Here is a 23,207-nt window from a genome sequence, read left to right as displayed (position 1 = left end):
GAGCTTATCAGCGATCGCGCTCGGCTTCGCCAAGGTGCAGGCGGGGCAGACGGTGCTTGAAGCCACAGACAATCTCCCAGGGGATCGTGCCAGTGGCCTGGGCCCAGTCCTGGGGGGAGATGCGCTCACCTCTGTCGTCACCCAGCAGGGTGACCACCGAGCCCACCTCCAGCTGGGGAGCCTCGGTGGCATCGATCAGCAGCTGATCCATGGTGATCGCCCCCACCTGGGCCAGCCGGCGTCCGGCGAACAGCACCTCCAGCTGGTTGCTGAGCAGCCTTGGCACCCCATCGGCGTAGCCGATCGTGACCACCGCCAGCCTGGTCGGGCGCCGGGTGCGGTAGCGGTGGCCGTAACTCACTCCAACTCCGGCAGGTACCTCGCGGATCAGGCAGACCCTTGCCCGCACGCTCATGGCGGGCTGCAGGGACACTGCGTGGCTCAGGTGCTCGGCGGGTGCCTGGCCATAAAGCGCCAGACCCACACGTACAAGGTCGTAGTGGAGCTGGCGGCAGCGCAGGGTGCCGGCGGAATTGGCCAGATGACGCACCCCGGTGGGCAACCCCAGCTCAACGGCGCCACGCAGCACACTCTCGAAGCGCTGCTGCTGAACGGCGGTCAGTCCCCCCCCTCCCGGGTCGGGTGAGTCGGCATCGGCCAGATGGGAGTAGATCCCAGCCAGATGTATCGCCTCCAGACCATGGAGGGCCTGCAGCAGCCTCACCCCATCGGTCCAGTCCACTCCAAGCCGGGCCATGCCGGTGTCTAGCTTGAGGTGCAGCGCCATGGAGCGGCCGCTGCCGCTGGCCAGATTCTGGCAAAGCAGAGCTTCGCGCATGCCGCTGATGGTGGGCATCAGCTCCCACTCCAGGCAGCTGCGCAGCTCGTCGGGGTGGATCAGATTCCCCATCACCAGCACCGGCGCCTTCAGTCCCGCCTGGCGCAACTCGATGCCTTCCTGAAGGGTGGCCACCCCCAGGGAGGTTGCGCCACCGGCCATGGCCGCGCGAGCCACCGGTGCGGCGCCGTGGCCGTAGCCATCGGCCTTGACCACAGCCATCAGCGATGACCCCGGAACCAGCCACCGGCCCAGCGCCCTGGCGTTGTGCTCGATCGCTGTCTCATCAACCTCCACCCAGGCCCTTTGCCGCGGGTGCAGCCCGGGCGCCCCGAACCGCTGGGGATCCTCAACTGGCAGTTGTTGGCAGGGCTGGGGCATCTATGCAATCTCAGACCGGCATCGCAGCAGAGTCAATCTGATGTGATCCGTGAGTCCAATCTCATGCCTGATGACTCAGACCCATTAGCATGGCGGCCATCTGGGGATCTGGCACCCCTTCCGTGGACCATGCGCCGTGAGCCAGGTTCTGGTCCTTAATGCATCCTATGAGCCGTTGAACATCACCAGTTGGCGTCGAGCCACGGTGATGCTGCTGAAGGGCAAAGCCGAAGGCCTTGAGCACGATTCTCAGCATCCCATCCGTGGTGAGATGCTGCTGCCGTCGGTGATCCGTCTGCGCCAGTTCGTGCGGATGCCCTTCAAGCAGTTGCCGCTGACCCGACGCAACGTCTTCCAGCGTGATGGCCATAGCTGCCAATACTGCGGCTACCAGGGGGAGCAACTCTCGATCGACCATGTGATTCCCCGCAGCCGCGGCGGAACCGACACCTGGGAGAACGTCACCACCGCCTGCCTGCGCTGCAATGTGCGCAAGGGCAGCCGCACGCCCAGGGAAGCGGCCATGCCACTGGCCCGGGTGCCGAGGCGGCCGGTGAGCACTCTTTACTTCGAGGCCACCCGCCATATCCGCTCCGGTCGCCAGGAGTGGGCCAAGTACGTGATCGGGGCCTGAGGCACCCTTTCAGGACGCCCCTCAGCTTGGACCTCAGTCCGCGCCTGCGCCCTCGGCCACCAGCTGCTCCAGACGATTCTTCTGTTCCGCCGCCACGCAGGCACCGATCATTTCGGCGAGCTGGCCCTGCAGCACCGGCTCAAGGGCGAAGTTGCGCCCCAGGCGGTGGTCGGTGACCCGGTTGTCCTTGGCGTTGTAGGTGCGGATCTTTTCGCTGCGTTCGCCGCTGCCCACCTGGGCACGGCGGGCAGAACTCTCGGCGGCAGCGGCCTCAGCCAGCTCCCTCTCCAGCAGCTTCGCCCGCAGGATCTCCAAAGCCCGCTCACGGTTCTGCAGCTGCGAGCGCTCCTGAGTGCAGAACACCCGGATGCCCGTTGGCTTGTGCAGCAGGTCCACGGCCGTTTCCACCTTGTTGACGTTCTGCCCGCCGGCTCCGCCGGAGCGGGCCGTGCTGATGTCGAGATCAGCGGGATCAAGCTGGACCTCGACCGGATCGGCCTCGGGCATCACCGCCACGGTCGCGGTGGAGGTGTGCACCCGTCCCTGGGACTCGGTGGCAGGCACCCGCTGGACCCGGTGAACGCCGGCCTCGTACTTGAGCTGGCTGTAGACGCCATCGCCGCGGATCGCCAGGATCAGCTCCTTGAAGCCGCCCAGGTCGGATTCCGAAGCACTGAGGGGCTGAACGCTCCAGCCCACGGCCTGGGCGAAGCGCTCGTACATCCGGGCGAGATCGCCGGCCCAAAGTGCCGCTTCATCCCCCCCAGTGCCGGCGCGGATCTCCAGCATCACACTGCGTTCATCACGGGGGTCACTGGGGAGCAGGGCAAGGGTGAGCTGCTGCTCGAGTGCATCGAGCTGAGCTCCCAGCTGGCTGAGCTCGTCCTGGATCAGGGCCTCCATCTCGGGATCCCCCTTGCTCTGGCGCGCCAGTTGCTGAGCGTCCTTCAGTTGCTGCTGCAGGCTCTGCCAATGGCTGAGGCCCGTGGCCAGGGGCTCAAGCCGGGCCCGTTCCTTGGAGAGACGGCGTAACTCAGAGGGGTCGGCGGCTACGGCGGGATCTGCCAGCTGACGCTCGAGCGCGTGGAAGGTGCGATCGGCAGCCTCAAGGCGCTCACGCAGCAAGGATGAATCCATGGGGGCAGGTGAGCAGACAGCACAAAGCCGGACACTCGTGAGTGTCCGGCCTCTGAAGCAAATCTCGGGCGATCAGGCCTCGACCTCGACCTTGGGCTCTTCGCTGCTGGGCTTGGTACTGGCTGTATCGGCGCTGCCCATGCCGTACTTGCGCATGAAGCGGTCTACGCGCCCCTCGGTGTCGAGGATCTTCTGGGTACCGGTGTAGAAGGGGTGGTTGCCACTCCACACATCGACGTGGAGCTCTTGCTGGGTGGAGCCGGTGGTCATCACCACCTCTCCGTTGCAGATCACCTTGGCGTCGGGATACCAGGTGGGATGGATGTTGGCCTTGGGCATGGCTGGAGTGGGCTGAATACGGAAGGGAAGGATCAGCGCTTGGAAAACTGGGGCGCTTTGCGGGCTTTCTTCAGGCCGTACTTGCGCCGTTCCTTGGCTCGGGGATCGCGGCTGAGGTGGCCTTCAGTTTTGAGAGGTTTCCGGTTATCCGGGGAGAGCTCACAGAGCGCCCGGGCAGCTCCCTGCTTGATGGCATCGGCCTGACCGGTCAGACCGCCGCCCTTGACGTTGACCAGCAGGTCGTACTCGGTGGAGAGCCCGAGGGTGTCCAGGGGCGCCTTCACTGCACTGAGGTAGCTGGGGTTGTAGTTGAGGTAGTTGTCGCCGGGGCGGCCATTGATCGTTATCGAGCCGGTGCCGGGAACGACACGCACACGGGCGACGGCCGTTTTACGGCGGCCGGTGCCCCAGTAGACGACGCGGTTGGAAGCGGTGCTCATTGGGCGGTGGCGGAAGGATCGAGGGCCAGAACCTGGGGCTGCTGGGCGGTGTGGGGATGCTCGGCACCCTTGTACACCTTCAGCTTGCGGAACAACTGACGGCCGAGGGCGTTGTGAGGAAGCATGCCCTTGATGGCCTTCTCGACAATCCTCTCGGGCAGGCGAGCTTGCAGTGCCTCGAAGGTTTCGGTCTTCATGCCGCCAGGACGACCGGAATGACGGCGGTAGATCTTCTGGCTGGCCTTGTTGCCGCTGATGCGGATCTTGTCGGCGTTGATGATGACTACGAAGTCACCGGTGTCCAGGTGTGGGGTGAAGGTTGGCTTGTTCTTGCCGCGCAGCACACTGGCCACCTCGCTGGCCAGACGGCCGAGAGTCTGATTCTCGGCGTCCACCAGAAACCACTGGCGGTCGAGGGAATCAAGAGAGGGAACGGAGGTCTTGTTCATCGCACCGGCAGGCCGGATCGGAGTAAGGCGCCATCCGAGAGGATGGGGCTGGACATGGGGTGGAAGGGCGGCGTCGAAGGGTGACCCCAACAGCACGACGCGCAAGTCCTGAGCCTAACCTTTGGCCCTTTGGCCCGTTTCCGGGTCTCCGCTGGATACATGATCCAGTGGCGAACACGCCTTAAGGCTGGTGAACAGCGGAGGCGGGCTCAGGGAAGGAAGCTCTGGCGGATCCTGGCATTCCAGCCAGTGCCGCGGCTGGCAATCATACCAGGCAGACAGTGGGAAAGGAGAGGCTGGGTAGCCAACCCGCAGCAGAGAGAGGCCGTGGGCAGGGGCTGCCTCCTTGACCTCCGAGCGGGACCGCTGCCGCCAGCGCCCCTCGAAGCCGGCCAGGCTCAGCTGGCCTTCCCCCACAGCCACCAGCTGACCCATGATCAGGCGAACCATCCCGTAGAGAAAGCCGCTCGCCTGGATCTCGGCCACGACCAGGTCGCCGTGGCGCTCCAGGCTCACGGCCTGAACTTTGGTGCGGGCATGGGCGCGTCGGCTGCCTGCCCTTTGGAAGGCGCTGAAATCATGGAAGCCCAGCAATCCGCGCAGGGCGGCCGCCATGGCGCGCTCATCGAGGCGCTGCCGGTAGCGGTGCCAGCTCCAGGGGGAGAGAAACAGGTTGGGCTTGCGGCCGTTGTAGAGCGTGTAGCGGTAGCGGCGGTAGCTTGCGGTGAAGCAGGCATGCCAGCTGGAGGGTACGGAGGCAGCGGCCCTGACCCGGATTGAGGTCGGCAGGCGACCGTTGAGGGCAGCAGCCCAGCGTTGAGCTGGAATCGGTCCGTTGGCCTCGAAATGCACCACCTGGCCCGCCGCGTGCACACCGCTGTCGGTACGCCCGGCGGCCGTGGCCCGCAGGGGACGATGAGTATCGAGCGTGGCAATGGCCTGCTCCAGCGTCTCCTGAACACTGGGCTGCTGCGGCTGGCGTTGCCAGCCGCAGAATGAGGAGCCTTCGTACTGCAGGCAGAGGGCGATCCGCTGGACCGGTCTCTGGTCTGGGCACGAGGGCAAGATCGCGTTGGAGTGGAGTGTCAGACCAGCTCGATGATGGCCATTTCGGCGTTGTCACCCCGGCGTGGGACGGTGCGGATAATCCGGGTATATCCACCGCTGCGCTCGCCGTATCGCTCCTGAGCCTTGTCGAACAAGGAGTGAACCAGCTGCTTGTCGAAGATGTAGCCGATGGCTCGACGGCGGGCGGCCAGGCTGCCGTCCTTGGCAAGTGTGATCATCCGCTCGGCTTCATCACGCAGGGCCTTGGCACGGGCCTTGGTGGTGGTGACGCGGCCTTCGCGGATCAACTGAGTGGTGAGACCACGCAGGAGGGCCTTGCGTTGGTCGGCGGGTCGTCCGAGCAGAGGGACGCGGCACTGGTGTCGCATGGTTCCGGGGGATGAAAAAGGGGAAGGGAGGAAACGGTGCCGCTCAGGCTGTGGTGCGACTCTGGGGCAGAGAGATGCCGATCCTCTCGAGAGCTTCGATCACCTCATCAGCTGACTTCGAGCCGAAGTTCTTGATCTCGAGGAGATCCTCGTAGCTGAAGCCCATCAGGTCGGAGACCGAATTGACCTGGGCCCGCTTCAGGCAGTTGTAGGCCCGAACCGACAGGTTCAGCTCCTCCAGGGGGATCTGGCTCTCGGCCGAGGGCTCGGGTTCCAGGCCAGGCTCCTCGACCATGGTCAGAGTGGCCAGGGGCTGGAAGAGCTGGATCAGCTGATTGGCGGCCTGGGCCATGGCGTCGTCGGGTGTGATCGAACCACTGGTGACGATCTCCAGGCGAAGGCGCTCACGGGCTGAACCGCCTTCGCCGACTGCTGTTTCATCGACCGTGTAGTTCACCCGTCGCACTGGCATGAACACCGCATCGATCTGGAGCAGATCGATCGCGCTGGTGTCTTCGTGATGACGATCCACCGGCCGGTAGCCGACGCCCCGTTCTACGTGAACTTCAAGCTCCAGGGAATGACCCTCAGCCACGGTGGCGATCGGGCGATCGAAATCGATCACCTGAACCTGGGAAGAGAACTGGAGGTCGGCAGCTGTGACGCTGGCGGGGCCGTTCACGATCAGCCGTCCGATTTCCTGATCGCGATTGCGGCTGTTGACGACGACTTCCTTGCAGTTCAGCAGGATGTCGAGCACGTCTTCGCGCACCCCGGGGATGGTGGCGTATTCATGGTTGACGCCGGCGATGCGCACGGCTGTGATGGCACTGCCCTCCATGCCGCCCATCAGCACCCGACGCAGGGCATTGCCGAGGGTGATGGCCTGACCGCGGTCCAGGGGCCCGATCACGAACACACCGGTCTGGGAGCGGTCGTCGGCAATGTGATGCTCGACCCGATCGATCTGATACTGATGCACGGCCTGATGGTGGTGAAGAGGAACGCCGAAGAGCGGCTGGGAGCGGATGTTCAGACCCGGCGGCGCTTGGAGCGGCGGCAGCCGTTGTGGGGCAAGGGTGTGACATCCCGGATCAGGGTGATCTCGAGGCCGGCCACCTGCAGAGCTCGGATGGCGGTTTCGCGCCCGGAGCCCGGCCCGCGCACGAGCACCTCGATCTGACGCATCCCCTGCTCCAGGGCCCGGCGGCCGGCGGCCTCAGCGGCAGTCTGGGCGGCGAAAGGGGTGCCCTTGCGAGCTCCCTTGAAGCCGCTCGCGCCGGCCGACGACCAAGAAATCACCTCGCCGGCCGTGTCGGTGATTGACACGATGGTGTTGTTGAAGGTGCTCTGAATGTGCGCAACACCGTTGGGCACATTGCGCTTGGTTTTTTTCGCGCCGGACTTCTTGGCTGGCTTCGCCATGGACGGGGGCCTGGTGGGGTGATGGGGTGGTGAGACTGAGCGGCGGAGCCGTGGTCAGACGGACGGGTTACTTCTTCTTGCCAGCCACGGTCTTGCGGGCGCCGCGGCGGGTACGGGCATTGGTGCGGGTGCGTTGACCGCGCACGGGAAGACCCATGCGATGGCGGCGGCCTCTGAGACAGCCGATGTCCTGCAGGCGCTTGAGGGCCATGCCCTCCTGACGGCGCAGATCACCCTCGAGGGTGAAGGTTTCGGCAGCTGCCCGCAATTTCTGGACATCACCGTCGTCGAGGTCCTTGACGCGGATGTCGGGGTTGACGCCGGCCTTGGCCAGGATCTTCTGGGCGCGGTTGAGCCCGATCCCGTAGACGTAAGTGAGAGAAATCTCGACCCTCTTGTCGCGAGGGATATCGACACCGGCAATCCGAGCCACGAAAAAAACGATTCAGTTGGGCAGAGGGAGCCCGGCCGGCAAGGGCAGGGCGGTGCGCCCCGAAGGGCACTTGGGAGGGAAGAACGCGGCGCAGGTCAGCCCTGGCGTTGCTTGTGCTTGGGATTGGTGCAGATGACCATCACCCGGCCGTGGCGACGAATCACGCGGCACTTGTCGCACATCTTCTTGACTGAGGCACGCACCTTCATGGGCGGTGGCTCTCCATTTTGCAAACAGCTACCTTATCACATGAGTCAACCAAGTCCATCCACTACCCGTTTAGCTACCGTTTCCACAGATCCCTCCGCTTCCACTTCCCGGATCAGGCCCAGCTGTCGGTAGAAGGCGATCAGTGGTGCTGTCTGCTCGCGGTAGACCTCCAGGCGGTTGCTGATCACCGCTTCGTTGTCGTCGTCACGCCCGCGGCTGAGCAGCCTCTGCAGCAGGATGCCGTCGTCGAGCTGAAGAAGCACGACACACTCGATCGGCTGGTGCAACTCCTCGAGCAGCTCACTGAGTGCTTCTGCCTGGGCCAGGTTGCGGGGGAAGCCATCGAGCAGCCAGCCTCCGTCATGGCTGATCAGGCGGTCCCGCACGATCGCCAGCACCAGGGCGTCGCTCACCAGTTCGCCCCGAGCCATCACGGCCTGGGCTTCCGCACCCAGCTCCGTGCCTGCCTCAACTTCGGCCCGCAATAGCTCGCCTGTGGATAGATGGAGAAGATCGCGTTCAGCTGCCAGCAGTTGGGCCTGGGTGCCTTTGCCGGCTCCTGGGGGGCCGAGGAAAAGAAGGCGGTTGGACATGGCGGGAGGGGTGACTGGAATGGAAAGGTGGCTTTGGGCTGGGGTGGATCACTCCCGCACCAGTCCTTCGTAGCGCTGAGAGATCACGTAGGTCTGAACCTGCTTGGCGGTGTCGATGGCGACGCCAACCAGGATCAGCAGGGAGGTGGCCCCCAGACCCTGGAAGGTGCGCACCTGGGTGGCCCCTTCAACCGCGGAGGGAATGATCGCCACCGCTCCGAGGAAAAGCCCCCCCAGCAGGGTGAGCCGGTTCTGCACGCCGCTCAGGTACTGGGCTGTGGCCGAGCCGGGCCGCACACCGGGAATGGCTACCCCCCCCCGCTTGAGGTTGGTGGCGATATCGATCGGATTGATCGTGAGCGAGGCGTAGAAAAGAGAAAAGCCACAGATCAGCGCGAAGAAAACCAGGGCGTAGAGCCACGGGGTGCTGCTGTTGGGATTGAGATAGCCGGCCAGCTGGATCAGCCAGGGGGCCCTGGTGATGTTGGCAATCGTCAAGGGCAGGAAGACCACCGCTGAGGCGAAGATGATCGGCATCACCCCGCCGGGGTTGAGCTTCAGCGGCAGGTAGCTCTGGCGGCTGGCGAGACTGGCCTGACCCACCTGGCGCTTGGCGCTCACGATCGGGATGCGACGGCTGCCCTCCTGCACGAAGATGATGCCAACGATCGTGACCAGGAAGATCAGCACCAGGATCACGATTCCCCCGATGGTGGCCCGATCGCCACTCTCAGCCAGCTTCACCGTGGAGCCGAGCGCCCTTGGAAGTGTGGCCACGATGTTCACGAAGATCACCAGCGAGGCGCCCTGGCCGATCCCCCGTTCGGTGATCACCTCGCTGATCCACATCACCACCATCGAGCCGGTGACCAGAGCCAGGGTGGTCTGGATCACGAACACCGGCACGGGAATGCCAGGTAGGGCGTACTGGCGCAGGATCAGCGCGAATACGATGCTCTGCAGCAGGCCCCAACCCAGGGCCACATAGCGGGTGATCTGGGCGATCTTGCGCCGGCCGGCCTCACCTTCGTTCTTCTGGAGGTCTTCCAGCTGGGGCAGGGCCGCGGTCAGCAGCTGCAGGATGATCGAGGCGTTGATGAACGGCAGGATTCCCAGAGCGAACACTCCCAGGGTGGAGATGCCACCGCCGGTGAAGATGTCGAGGAAGCCGAGCAGCTGGCCGCCCTGCTGGATGAACTGCTGGAAGGCCACGCGATCGATGCCCGGCACGGGGATGTAGATCCCCAGTCGCACGAGCAACAACAGGCCCAGGGTGGTGAGAACCCGATCCCTCAGTCCCTTGGACTGGATCACCTGGGTGATGATTTCCGCGGCACTGGGGTTGCGGCCCCGGCTGACGAGCATGGCGAGAAGGGACGAGGGACGGACTGGCGGAACAGGGGCAACGATGGCAAAGCCGCCTGCCTATCCGATCAACGGCGGCAGACGGCTGGTTGCCTGGCGGACCCCTGACGATCAGGGGTCGGGTATTGGCCGATCAGTGGATCAGCTCGCAGGTCCCACCGGCTGCCTCGATCTTGGCGCGAGCCGAGGCTGTGAAGGCGGTGGCTTCGACCGTGAGCTTGACGCTCAGTTCACCACTGCCGAGGATCTTCAGAGGGTGCTTGGGGCTTGTGACCAGGCCAGCGGCCTCCAGGGAATCGAGGGTAACTATGGTGCCAGCCTCCAGATCGGCAAGTTTGCCCACGTTCAGCACGGTGAAGTGCTTGGGGTTCACAAGCGGGAAATGCTTGAGCTTGGGGAGGCGCCGGTAAAGGGGCATCTGACCGCCCTCGAAGCCGGGGCGGGTCGGACGGCCCGAGCGGGACTTCTGGCCGCGCATGCCGAAACCGCAGCTGGCGCCCTGGCCGGCGGCGATGCCCCGGCCTTTGCGCAGTTTGCGGCGACGGGCACCGGTCTGGGGAGTGAGGGTGCTGAGAGAGAGGGTCATGGGGCTCAGGAGTAGATCTGCTCGAGGGAGATGCCCCTTTCCTTGGCCGTCTCTTTGTGGGTGCGCAGAGACTGCAGCGCCTGGATGGTGGCGCGGGCGTTGTTGAGGGGAGTTTTGCTGCCGAGGCGCTTGGCCAGGACGTTCTTGATCCCAGCCAGCTCGAGCACCGTGCGGATCGAGCCCCCCGCGATCACACCGGTACCTGGGGCCGCGGGGCGCATCAGGATGCTGGCGGCGCCGTCGACACCACGGCCGTCGGTGGGGATCGAGCTGGTGCGGGTCAGGGGCACCTTCACCAGATGCTTCTTCCCATCGGCAACGCCCTTGCGCACGGCGCCGATCACATCACCGGCCTTGCCAACGCCCACACCGACCTGGCCGCGCTCATTGCCGACCACGACGATGGCGCGGAAGCTCATCTTCTTGCCGCCTTTGACGGTCTTGGAGACCCGGCGGATCTGCACCACCCGCTCCTGCCATTCGGAGTCGCGCTCCTGGCCGCGGCGGTTGTCGCCTCGGCGTCCGCCGCCACCGCCGCCACGGCGATCACCACCGCCGCCGCCGCCGCGGTTGCCGCCGCCGCGACGCTCCTGCTGTCCTTCAGTGGCGGCAGGAACGCCGACGGCCGCGGAGGGCACGTCGCTGGATCTGGTCTGTTCGTTGGTTTCGGTCATGGTTGGAGGCGGTTCAGAACTGAAGGCCCGCTTCCCGGGCGGCATCGGCGAGGGCCTTGACCCGGCCGTGGTACAGATTGCCACCGCGGTCGAAGACCACCTGCTGGATGCCCTTGGCGATGGCACGGGTGGCCAGCAGCTGACCTACGGCGACGGAGGCGTCACAGGAGGCGCTGGACTCGAGGCTGCTGCGCAGATCCTTGTCGAGTGTCGATGCCGCACAGAGGGTGGCCTGGGCAGCGTCGTCGATGACCTGGGCGTAGATGTGATTGTTGGAGCGGAACACGGCCAACCGCGGACGGTCGGAGGTTCCGTTGAGATGGCGACGCAGACGGCGATGACGCTTCTGGGTCTGCTGTTTTCTGGAAAGGGTGGACATGGCAGTACAGGGTGGGAACGCTCAGGCAGGCCTCATTTCTTACCGGTCTTGCCGGCCTTGCGCAGGATGCGCTCGCCCGCGTACTTGATGCCCTTGCCCTTGTAGGGCTCAGGCGGCCGGATGGCTCGGATCTTGGCGGCTTCGTTGCCTACCAGCTCCTTGTCGGCCCCGGACACCATCACCTGGGTGGTGCCTTCGACCGTGAAGCTCACGCCTTCGGGGGGGTTGACCTCCACAGGGTGGCTGTAGCCGGCGCTGACCACAAGCTTGCGGCCCTGGACCTGGGCGCGGTAGCCCACGCCGATGATCTCGAGCTTGCGGGTGAAGCCCTGACTGACACCCTCGACCATGTTGGCGACGAGGGTGCGGCAGAGGCCGTGACGCTCCCGGGAGCGGCGGCTTCCGTTGGAAGGGGTGACCACCAGGGTGTTCTCCTGCTGGCTGACCGCCACACCGTCGGGGAGGGTGCGGCTGAGCTCACCCTTGGGGCCTTTTACCGTGACCGCCAGACCAGCCAAGGTGACGTTCACCTTGTCGGGGATGGGGATCGGCGCTTTACCAATACGTGACATGGATCAACTCCCAGATCAATAGATGTAGCAAAGCACTTCACCGCCAACGCCCTGCTTGCGGGCATCACGGTCGCTCATCACCCCTTTTGACGTGGAGATGATCGCCACGCCGAGGCCGCCGAGGACCTTGGGAAGCTGACGGGTGTTCTTGTAGATGCGCAGGCCAGGCTTGCTGACCCGCTGTACCGAGCGGATGGTGGGCTGACGATGCTTTCCGCTGTACTTCAGCTCGAGAACGAGGAAGCGTTCGACGCCTTCTCCCTCCTCGCTGATCTGGGCGATGAAACCTTCATGCTGCAGCACCTTGGCGATGCTGTGGGAAAGGCGTGAAGCGGGCACCTTGGTGGTCTGGTGCTTCTTTTCACTCGCATTGCGGATGCGGGTGAGCATGTCGGAAATCGGGTCGTGATTGGCCATGGTTGGGATCCGAGGAGGGCTCAGTTGCTGCGGAACGGCATTCCCATCTCGCGGAGGAGGGCCCGGCCCTCTTCGTCGTTGCGGGCGCTGGTCACGATGGTGATGTCCATGCCACGAATGGCGTCGATCTTGTCGTAGGAAATTTCGGGGAAGATGATCTGCTCCCGCACCCCCAGGGTGTAATTGCCCCGTCCGTCGAAGCTCTTGGGGCTGACCCCGCGAAAGTCGCGGATGCGCGGCAGGGCCAGGTTGATCAGGCGCTCCAGGAAGGCATACATCCGATCTCCCCGCAGGGTGACAACCACGCCGATCGGCATGCCCTGGCGAATCTTGAAGCCGGCGATGGCTTTCTTTGCGCGCGTCACCACCACCTTCTGTCCGGTGATCGTGGCCAGCTCGCTGATCGAGGCTTCAAGAGCCTTGGCGTTCTGGGCGGCTTCGCCAAGCCCCCTGTTGACGGTGACCTTCACCACCTTGGGGACTTCATGGATGTTCGAGAGGGTCAGATCCTTTAGCAACTTGGGCTGGATCGTCTCCCGATAGCGCTGTTTGAGTGACATGGCGGGGGTAGGGGAATGCGCTTCTGGGCTTTGTCAGAAAGCGGACGGGGTTGCGTTCAGCGGTGGGAGCGGTCGTCCTTGCACTCAGGCAAGAACTTCACCCGTCTTCTTGAGTCGGCGCTTCTTGGTGCCGTCGGCATCGACGACGAGCTCCACCCGGCTGGGGACGTTGTTGGCGGTTGAAAACACCATCACGTTGGACGCGTGGATGGAGGCCTCCTCGGTGAGGATGCGGCCTGATTCGCCTTCTTGAGTGGGCTTCATGTGGCGGGTGCGCAGGTTGATGCCCTGCACGACCACACGGTTCTCATCGGGAAGGGTGCGCAGGACCTCACCGGTCTTGCCCTTGTCCTTGCCGGCAATCACCTTGACGGTGTCACCCTTGCGGATGCGCATCTTGACCCTGTGAACGGGCCTTGGTTTTGGGGTGGCTGTGGCCATCTCAGATCACCTCCGGGGCGAGAGACACGATTTTGGTGAAGTTGCGCTCCCGCAGTTCCCGGGCCACGGGTCCGAACACCCGGGTGCCTTTGGGGTTGTTGTCGGTGCCCAGGATCACGGCGGCATTGTCGTCGAAGCGAATCGCGTTGCCGGTGTCCCGGCGCAGGGTGGCCCTGGTGCGAACCACCACGGCCTTGACCACATCCGACTTTTTGACGCCCATGTTGGGCATGGCATCCTTGACGGCGGCCACGATCACATCGCCCACGTGGGCATAGCGACGATTGGTGCCCAGCACCCGAATGCACTGGATACGCTTCGCACCGCTGTTGTCAGCGACGTTGAGATAAGTTTCCTGCTGAATCATGGTGGGATCTTCTCAGCTCGCGCCGGATGTGGTGAAAACTTCGGCTACTGCCCAGCGCTTGGTACGGCTGAGGGGGCGAGTTTCGGTGATGCGGACCCGATCCCCCACGCGACAACGATTGTCCTCGTCGTGGGCTTTGTAACGGGTGGTGCGGCTGACGGTCTTCTGGTAGATGGGATGGGGGAAGCGGTTTTCAACCGCCACCACCACAGTTTTGTCCATCTTGTCGCTGACGACGACGCCGACCCTTTCCTTGAGTGCCATGGGTGGTGTGGGGGGATCAGGAGGCGGAGGGGGCGGAGCTCTGACGCTCCTTCTGCACCGTCAGCAGGTGGGCCAGCTTGATGCGGCTTTCCTTGAAGCGGTGGGGTTGTTCCAGACGGCGGGTGGCCTGCTGGAAGCGCAGATCGAAGAGATCGCGGCGGCAGCCATTGATCTGTTCGCTGATTTCGGCGTCGGTGAGCTTGCGCACCTCGGCGATGTCAGGACGGGCCATGGGTTCAGGACTCCACAGGAACGGTGGTCTCCGGTTCGACCGCGCTCGCCTGCTCGTCAAGGGCCAGGAACTTGGTCTTGATGGGGAGCTTGTACTGAGCCAGGCGCATGGCCTCCTTGGCAATGGCTTCGGTGATTTCGGGACCGCCCATTTCAAAGAGAATGCGACCTGGCTTGATGACAGCCACCCAGAACTCGGGGTTGCCCTTACCAGAACCCATTCGGGTTTCGGCTGGGCGCATGGTGACGGGCTTGTCAGGGAAGATCCGGATCCAGATCTTTCCCCCCCGCTTGACGTAGCGGGTCATGGCCCGGCGGCTGGCCTCAATCTGTCGGGAGGTGATCCACCCGCATTCCTGGGCCTGCAGCGCAAACTGACCGAAGGCAATGGTGTTGCCCCGGCTGGCGACACCGCACATGCGGCCTCGCTGCTGTTTGCGGAATTTGACGCGACGTGGACTCAGCATGGTTCAGGCTTCCTGCTCACTCCTCGTTGGAGCGGTCTTCGAACTGTTGGGGCCGGCGATTGGCGCGGCGCCGTGGTGCTGCCCCGACGGGGAGTTTTTCCTGTTGACCAGGAAGCACTTCTCCTTTGAACACCCACACCTTGATTCCCAGCACCCCATAGGTGGTGGAGGCCACCTTGGTGGCGTAGTCGATGTCGGCGCGGAGGGTATGCAGCGGGACCCGGCCTTCCCGGGTCCATTCGGTCCTGGCGATTTCGGCGCCGTTGAGGCGTCCGCTCACCTGGATCTTGAGGCCGAGCACGCCTGCCCGTTGGGCACGCTGCACGGTCATGCGCATGACTCGGCGGAACGCCACCCGCTTCTCCAGTTGCTGGGCGATGTATTCGGCCAGCAGGAAGGCATCGGCGTCAACCCGCTCCACTTCCACCACGTTGATGCGCACCTGGCGGTTGCGATCACCGACGGTCTTCTGGATGCCGGCGCGCAGTTCTTCGATGCCGCTGCCCTGGCGTCCCACCAGCACACCAGGCCGGGCTGTCTTGAGCTCGACCTCCAGCTGATCGGCCTTGCGGGCGATCAGCACATCGCTGATACCGGCTGAGGCGTACTTCTTATGAATGAAGCAGCGGATCCGGTCATCCTCCTGGAGGAGGATCGGGTAGGTCTTGCTGGGGGCGTACCAACGGGAGCGGTGGTCCTGGGTGATCCCCAGGCGCAGGCCGGTTGGATGGATCTTGTGTCCCATCGGGCGGTGTCCTCGGGGGTCAGGCGGAAGGAGCCACAGCAATGCTGATGTGGCAGGTTTGCTTTTTGATGGCGTAAGCACGGCCCTGGGCCCGTGGCCGGAAGCGCTTCAGGGAGGGACCCATATCGGCGATGGCGGTGCTGATCACGAGCGAGGCCGGATCGAGCCCCATGTTGTGCTCGGCGTTGGCCACGGCGGAACGGAGCACCTTGGTGATCGGTCCGGTGGAGCGATAGGGCATGAACTCGAGCAGAATCAGCGCTTCGCGGTAGGTGCGACCGCGGATCTGATCGAGCACCCGGCGCACCTTGGACACGGATCCGCGGATGTAGCGGCCGTGGGCGCGGGCTTCTTGACTGGGGGTGGTGGTGTTGGCCATGGTGATTCGCTCCTTAACGGGCACCTTTTTTATCTTTGATGTGGCCCCGGAAGGTGCGGGTGGGGGCGAATTCCCCCAGCTTGTGGCCCACCATCTGCTCGGTCACGTAGACCGGCACATGGCTTTTGCCGTTGTGGACGGCAATGGTGTGGCCGATCATCATCGGCAGGATCGTGGAGGCCCGTGACCAGGTCTTGATCACGGTCTTGTCGCCAGCGCTGTTCTGCGCTTCGACCTTGCGCAGCAGATGGTCGGCGACGAAAGGGCCTTTTTTGAGTGAACGTCCCATAGCGAATCAGGCAGACAGCAGTGCGGTGTTGAGCATCAGGAATCCCGTCCGCCACGGCTCCGCTTGGAGGTGCGGCGACGCTTCCGCAGCACAAACCGATTGCTGGGCTTGTTGCGTTTGCGGGTTTTCAGGCCCAGGGCGGGTTTGCCCCAGGGTGTGACAGGACCGGAGCGGCCGATCGGAGCCCGGCCTTCACCACCACCGTGGGGGTGATCGCACGGGTTCATCACACTGCCGCGCACCTGGGGACGGCGGCCGAGCCAGCGGGTGCGACCGGCCTTGCCGAGGCTGGTGTTGCGCACTTCAGCGTTGCCCACTTCGCCAAGGGTGGCGAAGCACTCACGACGAACCAGCCGAACCTCGGTGGAAGGCAGCTTGAGGGCGACGTAGTCGCCTTCCTTTGCCATCACCTGGGCGCTGGCACCGGCGGTACGGACCATCTGACCGCCACGTCCGGCATAGAGCTCGACGTTGTGGACGCTGGATCCGAGTGGAATGGCCGAGAGCGGCAGGGCGTTGCCCACTTCGATCGGGGCCTCGGGGCCCGATACGACCGTCTGGCCCACTGATAGTCCAGCGGGAGCAAGGATGTAGCGCTTCTCACCGTCGGTGTAGAAGAGCAGCGCCAGCCGCGCATTGCGGTGAGGGTCGTAGTGGATGGCGGCCACCCGGGCGACCACGCCGGTTTTGTCACGGCGGAAGTCAACAAGGCGGTAGAGGCGCTTATGGCCGCCACCCCGATGGCGACAGGTGATCACACCGCGGTTGTTGCGACCTTTCTGGCGGTGTTTTGCCACCACCAGCGAACGCTCGGGACGGCGCTCAGTGACTTCGCTGAAGTCGCTGGAGGAACGGCCTCGGGTGCCGGGGGTGTAGGGGCGGTAGTTGCGGATTGCCATAACGATTCAGACCCCTCAGGCCTCTGGGAACAACTGGATGGCATCGCCTGCGGCGAGGCGCACCACGGCTTTCTTCACCTGCGCACGCTTGCCGGCGAAGCGCCCGACACGCCGGCTGCGGCGAGGGGGATTCATGGTGCTCACCCCGACCACATGCACATCAAAGAGATGTTCGACGGCAGCCTTGATGTCGGGCTTGGCGGCCCGGGGATCCACCTCGAACGTGTACTGGTTGAGTTCCAGGGCACGGGTGGCTTTTTCGGTGATCAGCGGCTTGCGGATCACATCCGCCAGCCGGCCATTGAAACGTTCAGTCATCGCCGTAGATCTCCTGAATCTTCGCCAGTGCCTCTTCGCTCAACACCAGCACATTGGCGTGGAGCAGGTCGAACACGTTGAGCTGATCAGCGGCGATCAGCTTCACCTTCTCAAGGTTGCGCACCGAGCGGCGAACCACGTCGCTGGGGGCATCGATCACGAGCAGCACCTTGCTGCCTGCCGGCACCTGCCAGCGCTCCAGGGCCGCCACGATCTCCTTGGTTTTGGGAACCTCAAGATCGGCAGCGAAGCCTTTGACCACCAGGATGTCTGCGGCGCGGCTGATCAGTGCCGTGCGCAGGGCCAGACGACGTTCCTTGCGGTTCATCGCCAGGGTGTAGCTACGGGGCTTGGGCCCGAAGATCACACCACCACCAGGGCGCAGTGGGGTGCGAATCGAGCCCTGTCTGGCCCGGCCCGTGCCCTTCTGCTTGTAAGGCTTTCGGCCACCACCACGGACCTCCGCCCTGGTGAGGGTGCTGGCGGTGCCCTGTCGGGCATTGGCCAGCTGCCTAACCACCGCCCTGTGCACCAGGTCGGCTGCGGATGATTTCTTGGCGACTTTCAGATCAAGGCTGGCCTCGCCGGCCTCCTTGCCCTGCCAGTCGCGGATAACACAATTCACCATCTGATTTCTCCTCAGTTCGCGGCCTTGGCGCCGACCCGCAGGGCGGGACGGATGCTGAGCAGGGCGCCGGGCTTGCCGGGCACCGAACCCTTCACCACCAGCAGGTTGCGCTCATAGTCCACCTTGAGGATGGTGAGGCCGCGGGTGGTGATCTGCTTGCCGCCATAGCGGCCCGCCATGCGTTTGCCCGGATAGACCCGACCCGGCGTGGTGCCGGCGCCGGTGGATCCGGGTTCGCGATGGTTCTTGGAGCCGTGGCTCATCGGGCCACGACTGAAGCCATGGCGTTTCTGGTAACCGGAAAAGCCCCGGCCGACCGTGTCGCCGCTGACGTCCACTTTCTGTCCGGCTTCGAAGGCCTCGACAGTGATGGAGGCGCCGAGCTCGAGGCCGTCAAGGGACTCCAGCCGGTATTCCTGCAGGTGACGCAGCAACTCGTCGCCTGACTTGGCCAGGTGACCGGCCGCAGGCTTGTTGACGAGCTTCTCGCGGATCTCACCAAAACCGATCTGAGCGGCGCTGTAGCCGTCGGTGGCAGGAGTTTTGAGTTGGGTGATGCGGCAAGGACCAGCCTCGATCACGGTGACCGGGATGGATTTGCCGTTGGGGTCGAAAAACTGAGACATGCCCAGTTTCTTCCCAAGGATGCCGAAGGACATATGAGGGAGAAACGCCAGCAGGACAGTGGCGCGCACAGGTGCGAACCACTTGGTACTGAATCGTGCAGTCGCGCTTGGCCAGAAGCCTGGATCCGGAGCCGCTGGGAAGCGGGAGATCCGGGGCGGTTTCTGGTGGGCTAGCGGTTGGCGAAACAGTTGGCTGGGACTTGTCCGCACCTGCTGGGCAAGGCGGCAGTATCCCGGCGGTTGGGCATTGCACGGAGCTAACCGGCAAGCCTGGCCGCACTGGCCAGAAGAGATCGTCGCCAGCGACGATCTCGCGCACAGATCCGGAGGCCCGGCTAGCGGTCGGGCGCAGATCAGATGCACAAGCGAACACCATACTCTATTGCCCCAAGCCAGAGCCTTCTCTCCCCTGTCAGACTTCCGCCAACAGTTCTGAAGCTGCCCCATGCCTCTGCTGCTCTCAGGTCGCCGTTTCCGTCAGGACCTGGAGAAGGCCGGCGCCCTCGCCCTTTATGCACCCCTGGAAGGAGGTGCTGAGACCCGACTGCTGCGCCGCCTGCGCGCAGCCGGCTACGGCGCTCAGATCACCTCGGCCCGGGGCCTGGGCGACCCAGAGGTCTTCCTGTTCCAGAGTCATGGGGTTCGGCCACCCCACCTCGGCCATCACAGCGTGGGCCGCGGGGCCGCGGTGGGCGAGGTACAGCGAGTGATGCCCCAGTTGGGGGCATTGCTGGAGGGCATCAAGCCCATGGTGTTGTGGTTGCTGGAGGCTCAAGTGCTCTCCTCGGCGGAGCTGCAGTCGCTCTGTGCGCTGACCCGGCGCGAGCCCCGGCTGAAGATCGTGGCGGAGCTGGGCGGCTCCCGCAGTCTGCGCTGGACGCCCCTGGAGGAGATGGTTGCCGCCTGAGCAGGCTCTGGCCTGCGGTCGCTGGGTCAAGTTGATCTGCGGGGCCAGCAATCAGGATCTCGCTTCCATCGAAGACCTCTGCGGGCTCTATGCCCTTGCTGGGGTTCACTGCATTGACGTGGCCGCTGATGAAGCCGTGGTGGCCGCCGCCCGCCGGGGCCTGCGCTGGGCCCGAGAGCAGCGTCCTGAGCTGGGTACCCCGTGGCTGATGCTCAGCCTCAGCGACGGCGACGATCCCCACTTCCGCAAGGCATGGTTCGATCCCAGCCGTTGCCCGACCGACTGCCCCAGGCCCTGCGCCCGTGTCTGCCCGGCAGACGCGATCCCGACCGGGGCCGGTGTGACCAGGGAGCGCTGCTACGGCTGTGGCCGCTGCTTGCCCGCCTGCCCCCACGGACTGATCGAGGCCCAGAGTCATGGGCTCGAAGCATCAGCAGTGCCGGAGCTTCTGGCTCGCCTGCGCCCGGATGCGGTGGAGATCCACACCTGCCTGGGCCGGGAAGAGGCCTTCGCCCGGCGCCTGGAGCAGGTGGCGGCCTCTGGCCTGCCCTTGCGGCGCCTGGCCGTGAGTTGTGGCCTTGAGGCCGGTGCGGCTGCCGCTGGTGCCCCCCCCGCCGCCAGCCCGGCGACCCTGGCCAGGGAGCTCTGGCAGCGGTTCGTCCTTCTGCGCCGCCATCGCTTTCGGCCCCTCTGGCAACTCGATGGCCGCCCGATGAGTGGCGATGTGGGCGATGGCACGGCCCATGCCGCCGTCAACCTGCTGCTCGCCCTGCGCCGGCTGGCGCCCCCGGGGCCTCTCCAGCTCGCGGGCGGAACCAATGGCCGCAGCCTGCCGCTGCTGCGCCAGCGCAGCGGCGGCTCTCAGGCCGCCCGGACTGCCGCCGCCGGGGTGGCCTTCGGTGGTCTGGCCCGTCGGCTGCTCTCCCCGCTGGTGCTGGAGGCGGAGCGCCGTGGCCGGCGTCTGCTCGATGAGCCGGCCCTCTGGCCCCAGGCCCTGGAGCTGGCGCAGGAGCTTGTCTCCCCCTGGCTGGCCGCCGATGGCTAGAACGTCGATTCAGATGGGCCGTGTCCATGCCCAGTCCAAGCGTTGCTGCCATTGCCGCGGCTGCCCGGCCAATCACCCCGCAGCGGATCACCGACGATCTCGACCGCCTGCTGGAGGTGTTGCCCGAGCGTGTCGCTGAAGCGCTGGCGAGCCCCACCAGCCGTGATCAGTTGCTGGAGGTGGTGCTCGACCTGGGCCGTGCACCCGAAGCTCGCTATCCGGGCCGAGCCCAGCTGCTGGATCAGCGGCCGATCGAGCGGGCCGATCTGGCGGCGGTGGTGCAGCGGCTCGGGTCCTTCGGTGGCGACAACCGGGCCGGTATCGAGCGCACCCTGCATCGAATTAGTGCGATCCGCAACCGCGGTGGGGAGGTGGTCGGGCTCACCTGCCGGGTGGGCCGGGCGGTGTTCGGCACGGTGGCGATGGTGCGCGACCTGCTCGACAGCGGCCAGTCGCTGCTGCTGATGGGACGGCCCGGTGTGGGCAAGACCACGGCCCTGCGGGAGATCGCCCGGGTGCTGGCCGACGACCTGGAGCGGCGGGTGGTGGTGATCGACACCAGCAATGAGATCGCCGGCGACGGAGACATTCCCCATCCCGCCATCGGCCGGGCCAGACGCATGCAGGTGGCGAGGCCTGAGCACCAGCATCAGGTGATGATCGAGGCGGTGGAAAACCACATGCCCGAGGTGATCGTGATCGATGAGATCGGCACAGAACTCGAGGCCCAGGCTGCCCGCACCATTGCCGAGCGCGGCGTGATGCTGGTGGCTACTGCCCACGGCAACGAGCTGGCCAACCTGATCAAGAACCCCACCCTGGCCGATCTGATCGGGGGCATTCAGTCGGTCACCTTGGGGGATGAGGAGGCCCGCCGGCGTGGTTCCCAGAAGACGGTGCTCGAGCGCTGCGCTGACCCCACCTTCCCCCTGGCGGTGGAGATGCACAGCCGCAGCCGCTGGCTGGTGCACCGCGACGTGGCCCGCACCGTTGATCAGCAGCTGCGTGGGCAGCCGGTCCGTCCCCAGGTTCGTGAGCTGGGCAGCGACGGCCTGCTGCGCCTCAATGATCCCGATCCCGGTCTTCGCTCTCCCCCCCGGATGCCGCGGCGTGGCCCCCTTCTGGCTGGGGACCGCGCAGCCCCAAGCCCAGCCCTGGCACCGGTGCCCCTGCCCGATCCGGAGCTGCTCCCGCCCCATCGCCGCTCGGCACCACCCTCCCCTGCCGCCCCTCCCCTGCGCCTCTACTGCTGCGGGGTCAGCCCCCAGTTGCTCGAGCAGGTGGTGCGCAGCCGTCAGTTGCCCGTGCAGCGCGTCAGCCAGGTGGAGGATGCCGATGCGGTGCTCAGCCTGCGCCAGCAGCTGGGTCGCGAACCCCAGATACGCAGCCAGGCCCTTGAGCGGCATGTGCCGATCCTGGTGATCAAGGCCGACACCATTCCCCAGATCCAACGCGGTGTGGAGAGGCTGTTGCGCCGTCGCGGCGGAGACGGGGCGGCAGCATCGACGAGCCCTGCCAGCGCCCCTGATGACGCCCATGGCGCCATGGAGGAATGCCGTCTGGCGGTGGAGCAGGTGGTGCTTCCCCATGGCCGGCCGGTGGAGCTGTTGCCCCGAAGTCCTTCAGTGCGCCTCATCCAGGCCGATCAGGTGAATGGGTACGGCCTGCGCAGTGCCGAATTCGGCAGCGGCGACCTGCGGCGGCTGCGGGTCTTCCCTCCATGAAACGGCCGGGCTCTGGTCGGCACGTACGCCGCCGGCATTCAGAGATTGACGAAGGACGGCCCGCTGTGGGTAACTAACAGGGCAACCGGTCAAGCGCCCGACCAACCCGGATCCATCCCCATGGGTCGACTGGATTGGAAGGCCGCCACTGGAGCTTTGGGCCGTCGCCAAGTGGTAAGGCAGCGGGTTTTGGTCCCGCCATTCCTAGGTTCGAATCCTAGCGGCCCAGTTCTGAGAGATCCCTGCGTGACCCCCGGCCCGCTGCTGGTGTTCGATTTCGATGGGGTCCTCGTCGACGGCATGGCGGAGTACTGGTGGGCAGCTCGCAAGGCGGCCCTGAGGCTGCGGCCGGATCTCACCCTCCCCGAGCAGGCTCCCGTTGCCTTCGCCCGGCTACGCCCGCTGATCCACAAGGGCTGGGAGATGGTCCTGGTGGCCGCGGAGCTGTCCCGCAGCTCCAGCGCCCTCACTGCCCCGGGTGCGGGCTATGACCAGGCCCTGGCTCCAGCGCTGGCCCACTGGGGCTGGAGCCCCGAGACCTTGCAGACCACCCTCGAAGAGGTGCGCCGGCAGGCCATTGCGGCCGATCGTAGTCATTGGCTGGCGCTGCACCGGCCCTACCCCGGAGTGCCGCAGCGGCTGCGGGCCCTGGCGGCGGAGGCGGCCGACTGGGCCGTGCTCACCACCAAGGGCGGCGCCTTCGCCCGGGAGCTGCTGGCGGCCCAGGACCTCGTTCCCCTGTACACCTTCGGCCACGAGGACGGCAGCAAGCCCGAGGTGCTGCTGCGCCTGCGCACGCTGCAGCGGCCGCTCTGGTTCATCGAGGACCGCCGGCCCACGCTCGAGGCGGTGCGCGCCACCGCTGGACTGGAGGCGGTGCGCTGCTTCCTGGTGAGCTGGGGTTACCTGGGGCCCCACGATCTGATTGGTCTGCCCGAGGGGCTGGCGGTGCTGGAGCCGGCGGCCTTCGCGGCCCCCTTGGCGACGTGGCCCTGATCCGCTAGCGTAC

General features: G+C 65.5%; 36 protein-coding genes and 1 tRNA gene. 6 read left to right on the top strand and 31 right to left on the bottom strand.

The features are described 5' to 3' along the window. Positions 1–7 precede the first annotated feature (7 nt). Positions 8–1,219 carry an alanine racemase gene (alr, locus tag KBY93_RS00390; RefSeq protein WP_255092235.1) on the bottom strand — a complete coding sequence of 404 codons (1,212 nt, stop codon included), beginning with the start codon at positions 1,217–1,219 and terminating at the stop codon, positions 8–10. 136 nt (positions 1,220–1,355) lie between these two features. On the opposite strand from alr, the gene KBY93_RS00385 reads away from it, so the two are divergent. After that, positions 1,356–1,853, top strand: coding sequence for an HNH endonuclease (locus KBY93_RS00385; protein ID WP_255092234.1), 498 nt, complete (start codon positions 1,356–1,358; stop codon positions 1,851–1,853). Between the two features lie 33 nt (positions 1,854–1,886). On the opposite strand, the gene prfA is transcribed toward KBY93_RS00385, so the two are convergent. The 30 genes from prfA to rplC form a co-directional block, all read right to left on the bottom strand. Further along, positions 1,887–2,990 carry a peptide chain release factor 1 gene (gene prfA / locus KBY93_RS00380; protein ID WP_255092232.1) on the bottom strand — a complete coding sequence of 368 codons (1,104 nt, stop codon included), beginning with the start codon at positions 2,988–2,990 and terminating at the stop codon, positions 1,887–1,889. Between the two features lie 72 nt (positions 2,991–3,062). Then, on the bottom strand, positions 3,063–3,329 hold the full coding sequence (rpmE, locus tag KBY93_RS00375) for a 50S ribosomal protein L31 (protein ID WP_255092230.1): 267 nt from the start codon (positions 3,327–3,329) through the stop codon (positions 3,063–3,065). A 32-nt stretch (positions 3,330–3,361) separates the two neighbouring features. Further along, positions 3,362–3,769, bottom strand: coding sequence for a 30S ribosomal protein S9 (gene rpsI / locus KBY93_RS00370; protein WP_255092229.1), 408 nt, complete (start codon positions 3,767–3,769; stop codon positions 3,362–3,364). Beyond that, entirely contained in the window at positions 3,766–4,218 is a 453-nt protein-coding gene (gene rplM / locus KBY93_RS00365) for a 50S ribosomal protein L13 (protein WP_255092228.1), read from the bottom strand. The genes rpsI and rplM overlap by 4 nt, the downstream gene beginning before the upstream one ends. Before the next feature lie 114 nt (positions 4,219–4,332). Further along, a complete protein-coding gene (gene truA, locus KBY93_RS00360) occupies positions 4,333–5,283 on the bottom strand; it encodes a tRNA pseudouridine(38-40) synthase TruA (RefSeq protein WP_255092227.1) in 951 nt (316 codons plus the stop codon). 20 nt (positions 5,284–5,303) lie between these two features. Then, positions 5,304–5,654 carry a 50S ribosomal protein L17 gene (gene rplQ, locus KBY93_RS00355; protein WP_185464197.1) on the bottom strand — a complete coding sequence of 117 codons (351 nt, stop codon included), beginning with the start codon at positions 5,652–5,654 and terminating at the stop codon, positions 5,304–5,306. A 43-nt stretch (positions 5,655–5,697) separates the two neighbouring features. Further along, complete coding sequence (locus tag KBY93_RS00350) at positions 5,698–6,636, bottom strand: DNA-directed RNA polymerase subunit alpha (RefSeq protein ID WP_255092226.1); 939 nt, start codon at positions 6,634–6,636, stop codon at positions 5,698–5,700. A 50-nt stretch (positions 6,637–6,686) separates the two neighbouring features. Next, complete coding sequence (gene rpsK, locus KBY93_RS00345; protein ID WP_094555114.1) at positions 6,687–7,079, bottom strand: 30S ribosomal protein S11; 393 nt, start codon at positions 7,077–7,079, stop codon at positions 6,687–6,689. Between the two features lie 67 nt (positions 7,080–7,146). Continuing rightward, a complete protein-coding gene (gene rpsM, locus KBY93_RS00340) occupies positions 7,147–7,512 on the bottom strand; it encodes a 30S ribosomal protein S13 (RefSeq protein WP_197162115.1) in 366 nt (121 codons plus the stop codon). A gap of 95 nt (positions 7,513–7,607) precedes the next feature. After that, positions 7,608–7,721, bottom strand: coding sequence for a 50S ribosomal protein L36 (rpmJ, locus tag KBY93_RS00335; protein WP_006173336.1), 114 nt, complete (start codon positions 7,719–7,721; stop codon positions 7,608–7,610). 45 nt (positions 7,722–7,766) lie between these two features. Continuing rightward, positions 7,767–8,315, bottom strand: a complete 549-nt coding sequence (locus KBY93_RS00330; protein WP_255092225.1) for an adenylate kinase — start codon at positions 8,313–8,315, stop codon at positions 7,767–7,769. A 48-nt stretch (positions 8,316–8,363) separates the two neighbouring features. Next, on the bottom strand, positions 8,364–9,680 hold the full coding sequence (secY, locus tag KBY93_RS00325; RefSeq protein WP_255092224.1) for a preprotein translocase subunit SecY: 1,317 nt from the start codon (positions 9,678–9,680) through the stop codon (positions 8,364–8,366). 133 nt (positions 9,681–9,813) lie between these two features. Continuing rightward, the gene (gene rplO / locus KBY93_RS00320) at positions 9,814–10,266 is read right to left on the bottom strand and encodes a 50S ribosomal protein L15 (RefSeq protein ID WP_255092223.1); all 453 of its coding nucleotides are present in this window, start codon (positions 10,264–10,266) and stop codon (positions 9,814–9,816) included. A gap of 5 nt (positions 10,267–10,271) precedes the next feature. Next, positions 10,272–10,940: a 30S ribosomal protein S5 gene (gene rpsE, locus KBY93_RS00315; protein ID WP_255092222.1), complete on the bottom strand. Its 669-nt coding sequence runs from the start codon at positions 10,938–10,940 to the stop codon at positions 10,272–10,274. 13 nt (positions 10,941–10,953) lie between these two features. Beyond that, positions 10,954–11,319 carry a 50S ribosomal protein L18 gene (gene rplR / locus KBY93_RS00310; protein ID WP_255092221.1) on the bottom strand — a complete coding sequence of 122 codons (366 nt, stop codon included), beginning with the start codon at positions 11,317–11,319 and terminating at the stop codon, positions 10,954–10,956. A 32-nt stretch (positions 11,320–11,351) separates the two neighbouring features. Beyond that, entirely contained in the window at positions 11,352–11,891 is a 540-nt protein-coding gene (rplF, locus tag KBY93_RS00305) for a 50S ribosomal protein L6 (protein ID WP_255092220.1), read from the bottom strand. Between the two features lie 15 nt (positions 11,892–11,906). Continuing rightward, a complete protein-coding gene (gene rpsH / locus KBY93_RS00300) occupies positions 11,907–12,308 on the bottom strand; it encodes a 30S ribosomal protein S8 (RefSeq protein ID WP_006173343.1) in 402 nt (133 codons plus the stop codon). Positions 12,309–12,328: 20 nt separating this feature from the next. Continuing rightward, positions 12,329–12,868 carry a 50S ribosomal protein L5 gene (rplE, locus tag KBY93_RS00295; protein WP_255092219.1) on the bottom strand — a complete coding sequence of 180 codons (540 nt, stop codon included), beginning with the start codon at positions 12,866–12,868 and terminating at the stop codon, positions 12,329–12,331. Between the two features lie 84 nt (positions 12,869–12,952). Next, positions 12,953–13,309, bottom strand: coding sequence for a 50S ribosomal protein L24 (gene rplX / locus KBY93_RS00290; protein ID WP_255092218.1), 357 nt, complete (start codon positions 13,307–13,309; stop codon positions 12,953–12,955). A 1-nt stretch (position 13,310) separates the two neighbouring features. Next, entirely contained in the window at positions 13,311–13,676 is a 366-nt protein-coding gene (gene rplN, locus KBY93_RS00285; RefSeq protein ID WP_094555104.1) for a 50S ribosomal protein L14, read from the bottom strand. Positions 13,677–13,688: 12 nt separating this feature from the next. Further along, on the bottom strand, positions 13,689–13,940 hold the full coding sequence (gene rpsQ / locus KBY93_RS00280; RefSeq protein WP_006173347.1) for a 30S ribosomal protein S17: 252 nt from the start codon (positions 13,938–13,940) through the stop codon (positions 13,689–13,691). Between the two features lie 16 nt (positions 13,941–13,956). Further along, on the bottom strand, positions 13,957–14,172 hold the full coding sequence (gene rpmC, locus KBY93_RS00275; RefSeq protein ID WP_094555103.1) for a 50S ribosomal protein L29: 216 nt from the start codon (positions 14,170–14,172) through the stop codon (positions 13,957–13,959). A 4-nt stretch (positions 14,173–14,176) separates the two neighbouring features. Beyond that, entirely contained in the window at positions 14,177–14,638 is a 462-nt protein-coding gene (gene rplP, locus KBY93_RS00270) for a 50S ribosomal protein L16 (protein WP_255092217.1), read from the bottom strand. A 16-nt stretch (positions 14,639–14,654) separates the two neighbouring features. Continuing rightward, on the bottom strand, positions 14,655–15,383 hold the full coding sequence (rpsC, locus tag KBY93_RS00265) for a 30S ribosomal protein S3 (RefSeq protein WP_255092216.1): 729 nt from the start codon (positions 15,381–15,383) through the stop codon (positions 14,655–14,657). A 19-nt stretch (positions 15,384–15,402) separates the two neighbouring features. Continuing rightward, positions 15,403–15,762: a 50S ribosomal protein L22 gene (gene rplV, locus KBY93_RS00260; protein WP_255092215.1), complete on the bottom strand. Its 360-nt coding sequence runs from the start codon at positions 15,760–15,762 to the stop codon at positions 15,403–15,405. Between the two features lie 13 nt (positions 15,763–15,775). After that, positions 15,776–16,051 carry a 30S ribosomal protein S19 gene (gene rpsS / locus KBY93_RS00255; RefSeq protein ID WP_006173352.1) on the bottom strand — a complete coding sequence of 92 codons (276 nt, stop codon included), beginning with the start codon at positions 16,049–16,051 and terminating at the stop codon, positions 15,776–15,778. Positions 16,052–16,086: 35 nt separating this feature from the next. Further along, positions 16,087–16,950 (bottom strand): 50S ribosomal protein L2, encoded by an 864-nt coding sequence (rplB, locus tag KBY93_RS00250; protein ID WP_255092214.1) that lies wholly within the window; start codon positions 16,948–16,950, stop codon positions 16,087–16,089. A gap of 15 nt (positions 16,951–16,965) precedes the next feature. After that, positions 16,966–17,268 (bottom strand): 50S ribosomal protein L23, encoded by a 303-nt coding sequence (locus KBY93_RS00245; RefSeq protein WP_255092213.1) that lies wholly within the window; start codon positions 17,266–17,268, stop codon positions 16,966–16,968. Further along, positions 17,261–17,896: a 50S ribosomal protein L4 gene (gene rplD, locus KBY93_RS00240; protein WP_255092212.1), complete on the bottom strand. Its 636-nt coding sequence runs from the start codon at positions 17,894–17,896 to the stop codon at positions 17,261–17,263. The genes KBY93_RS00245 and rplD overlap by 8 nt, the downstream gene beginning before the upstream one ends. Before the next feature lie 11 nt (positions 17,897–17,907). Beyond that, positions 17,908–18,555: a 50S ribosomal protein L3 gene (gene rplC, locus KBY93_RS00235; protein WP_255092211.1), complete on the bottom strand. Its 648-nt coding sequence runs from the start codon at positions 18,553–18,555 to the stop codon at positions 17,908–17,910. Between the two features lie 412 nt (positions 18,556–18,967). Between rplC and KBY93_RS00230 the strand changes: the two genes are divergently transcribed. The 5 genes from KBY93_RS00230 to KBY93_RS00210 all read left to right on the top strand — a co-directional run bounded on the left by KBY93_RS00230 (position 18,968) and on the right by KBY93_RS00210 (position 23,194). Beyond that, positions 18,968–19,429, top strand: coding sequence for an NAD(P)H-quinone oxidoreductase subunit N (locus KBY93_RS00230; RefSeq protein WP_255092210.1), 462 nt, complete (start codon positions 18,968–18,970; stop codon positions 19,427–19,429). Further along, on the top strand, positions 19,419–20,474 hold the full coding sequence (locus KBY93_RS00225) for an LdpA C-terminal domain-containing domain (protein ID WP_255092209.1): 1,056 nt from the start codon (positions 19,419–19,421) through the stop codon (positions 20,472–20,474). The genes KBY93_RS00230 and KBY93_RS00225 overlap by 11 nt, the downstream gene beginning before the upstream one ends. Positions 20,475–20,500: 26 nt before the next feature. Continuing rightward, on the top strand, positions 20,501–22,198 hold the full coding sequence (locus KBY93_RS00220) for an AAA family ATPase (RefSeq protein ID WP_255092208.1): 1,698 nt from the start codon (positions 20,501–20,503) through the stop codon (positions 22,196–22,198). A 157-nt stretch (positions 22,199–22,355) separates the two neighbouring features. After that, a tRNA-Gln gene (locus KBY93_RS00215) sits at positions 22,356–22,427 on the top strand. A gap of 17 nt (positions 22,428–22,444) precedes the next feature. Then, positions 22,445–23,194, top strand: coding sequence for an HAD family hydrolase (locus tag KBY93_RS00210; protein ID WP_255092207.1), 750 nt, complete (start codon positions 22,445–22,447; stop codon positions 23,192–23,194). The last annotated feature ends 13 nt before the right edge of the window (positions 23,195–23,207 follow it).

Source organism: Synechococcus sp. J7-Johnson (genome assembly GCF_024345795.1).
Classification (GTDB): domain Bacteria; phylum Cyanobacteriota; class Cyanobacteriia; order PCC-6307; family Cyanobiaceae; genus Regnicoccus_A.
Note: the sequence above shows the minus strand (reverse complement) of the source record. Positions and strands in the feature narration are given on the sequence as shown.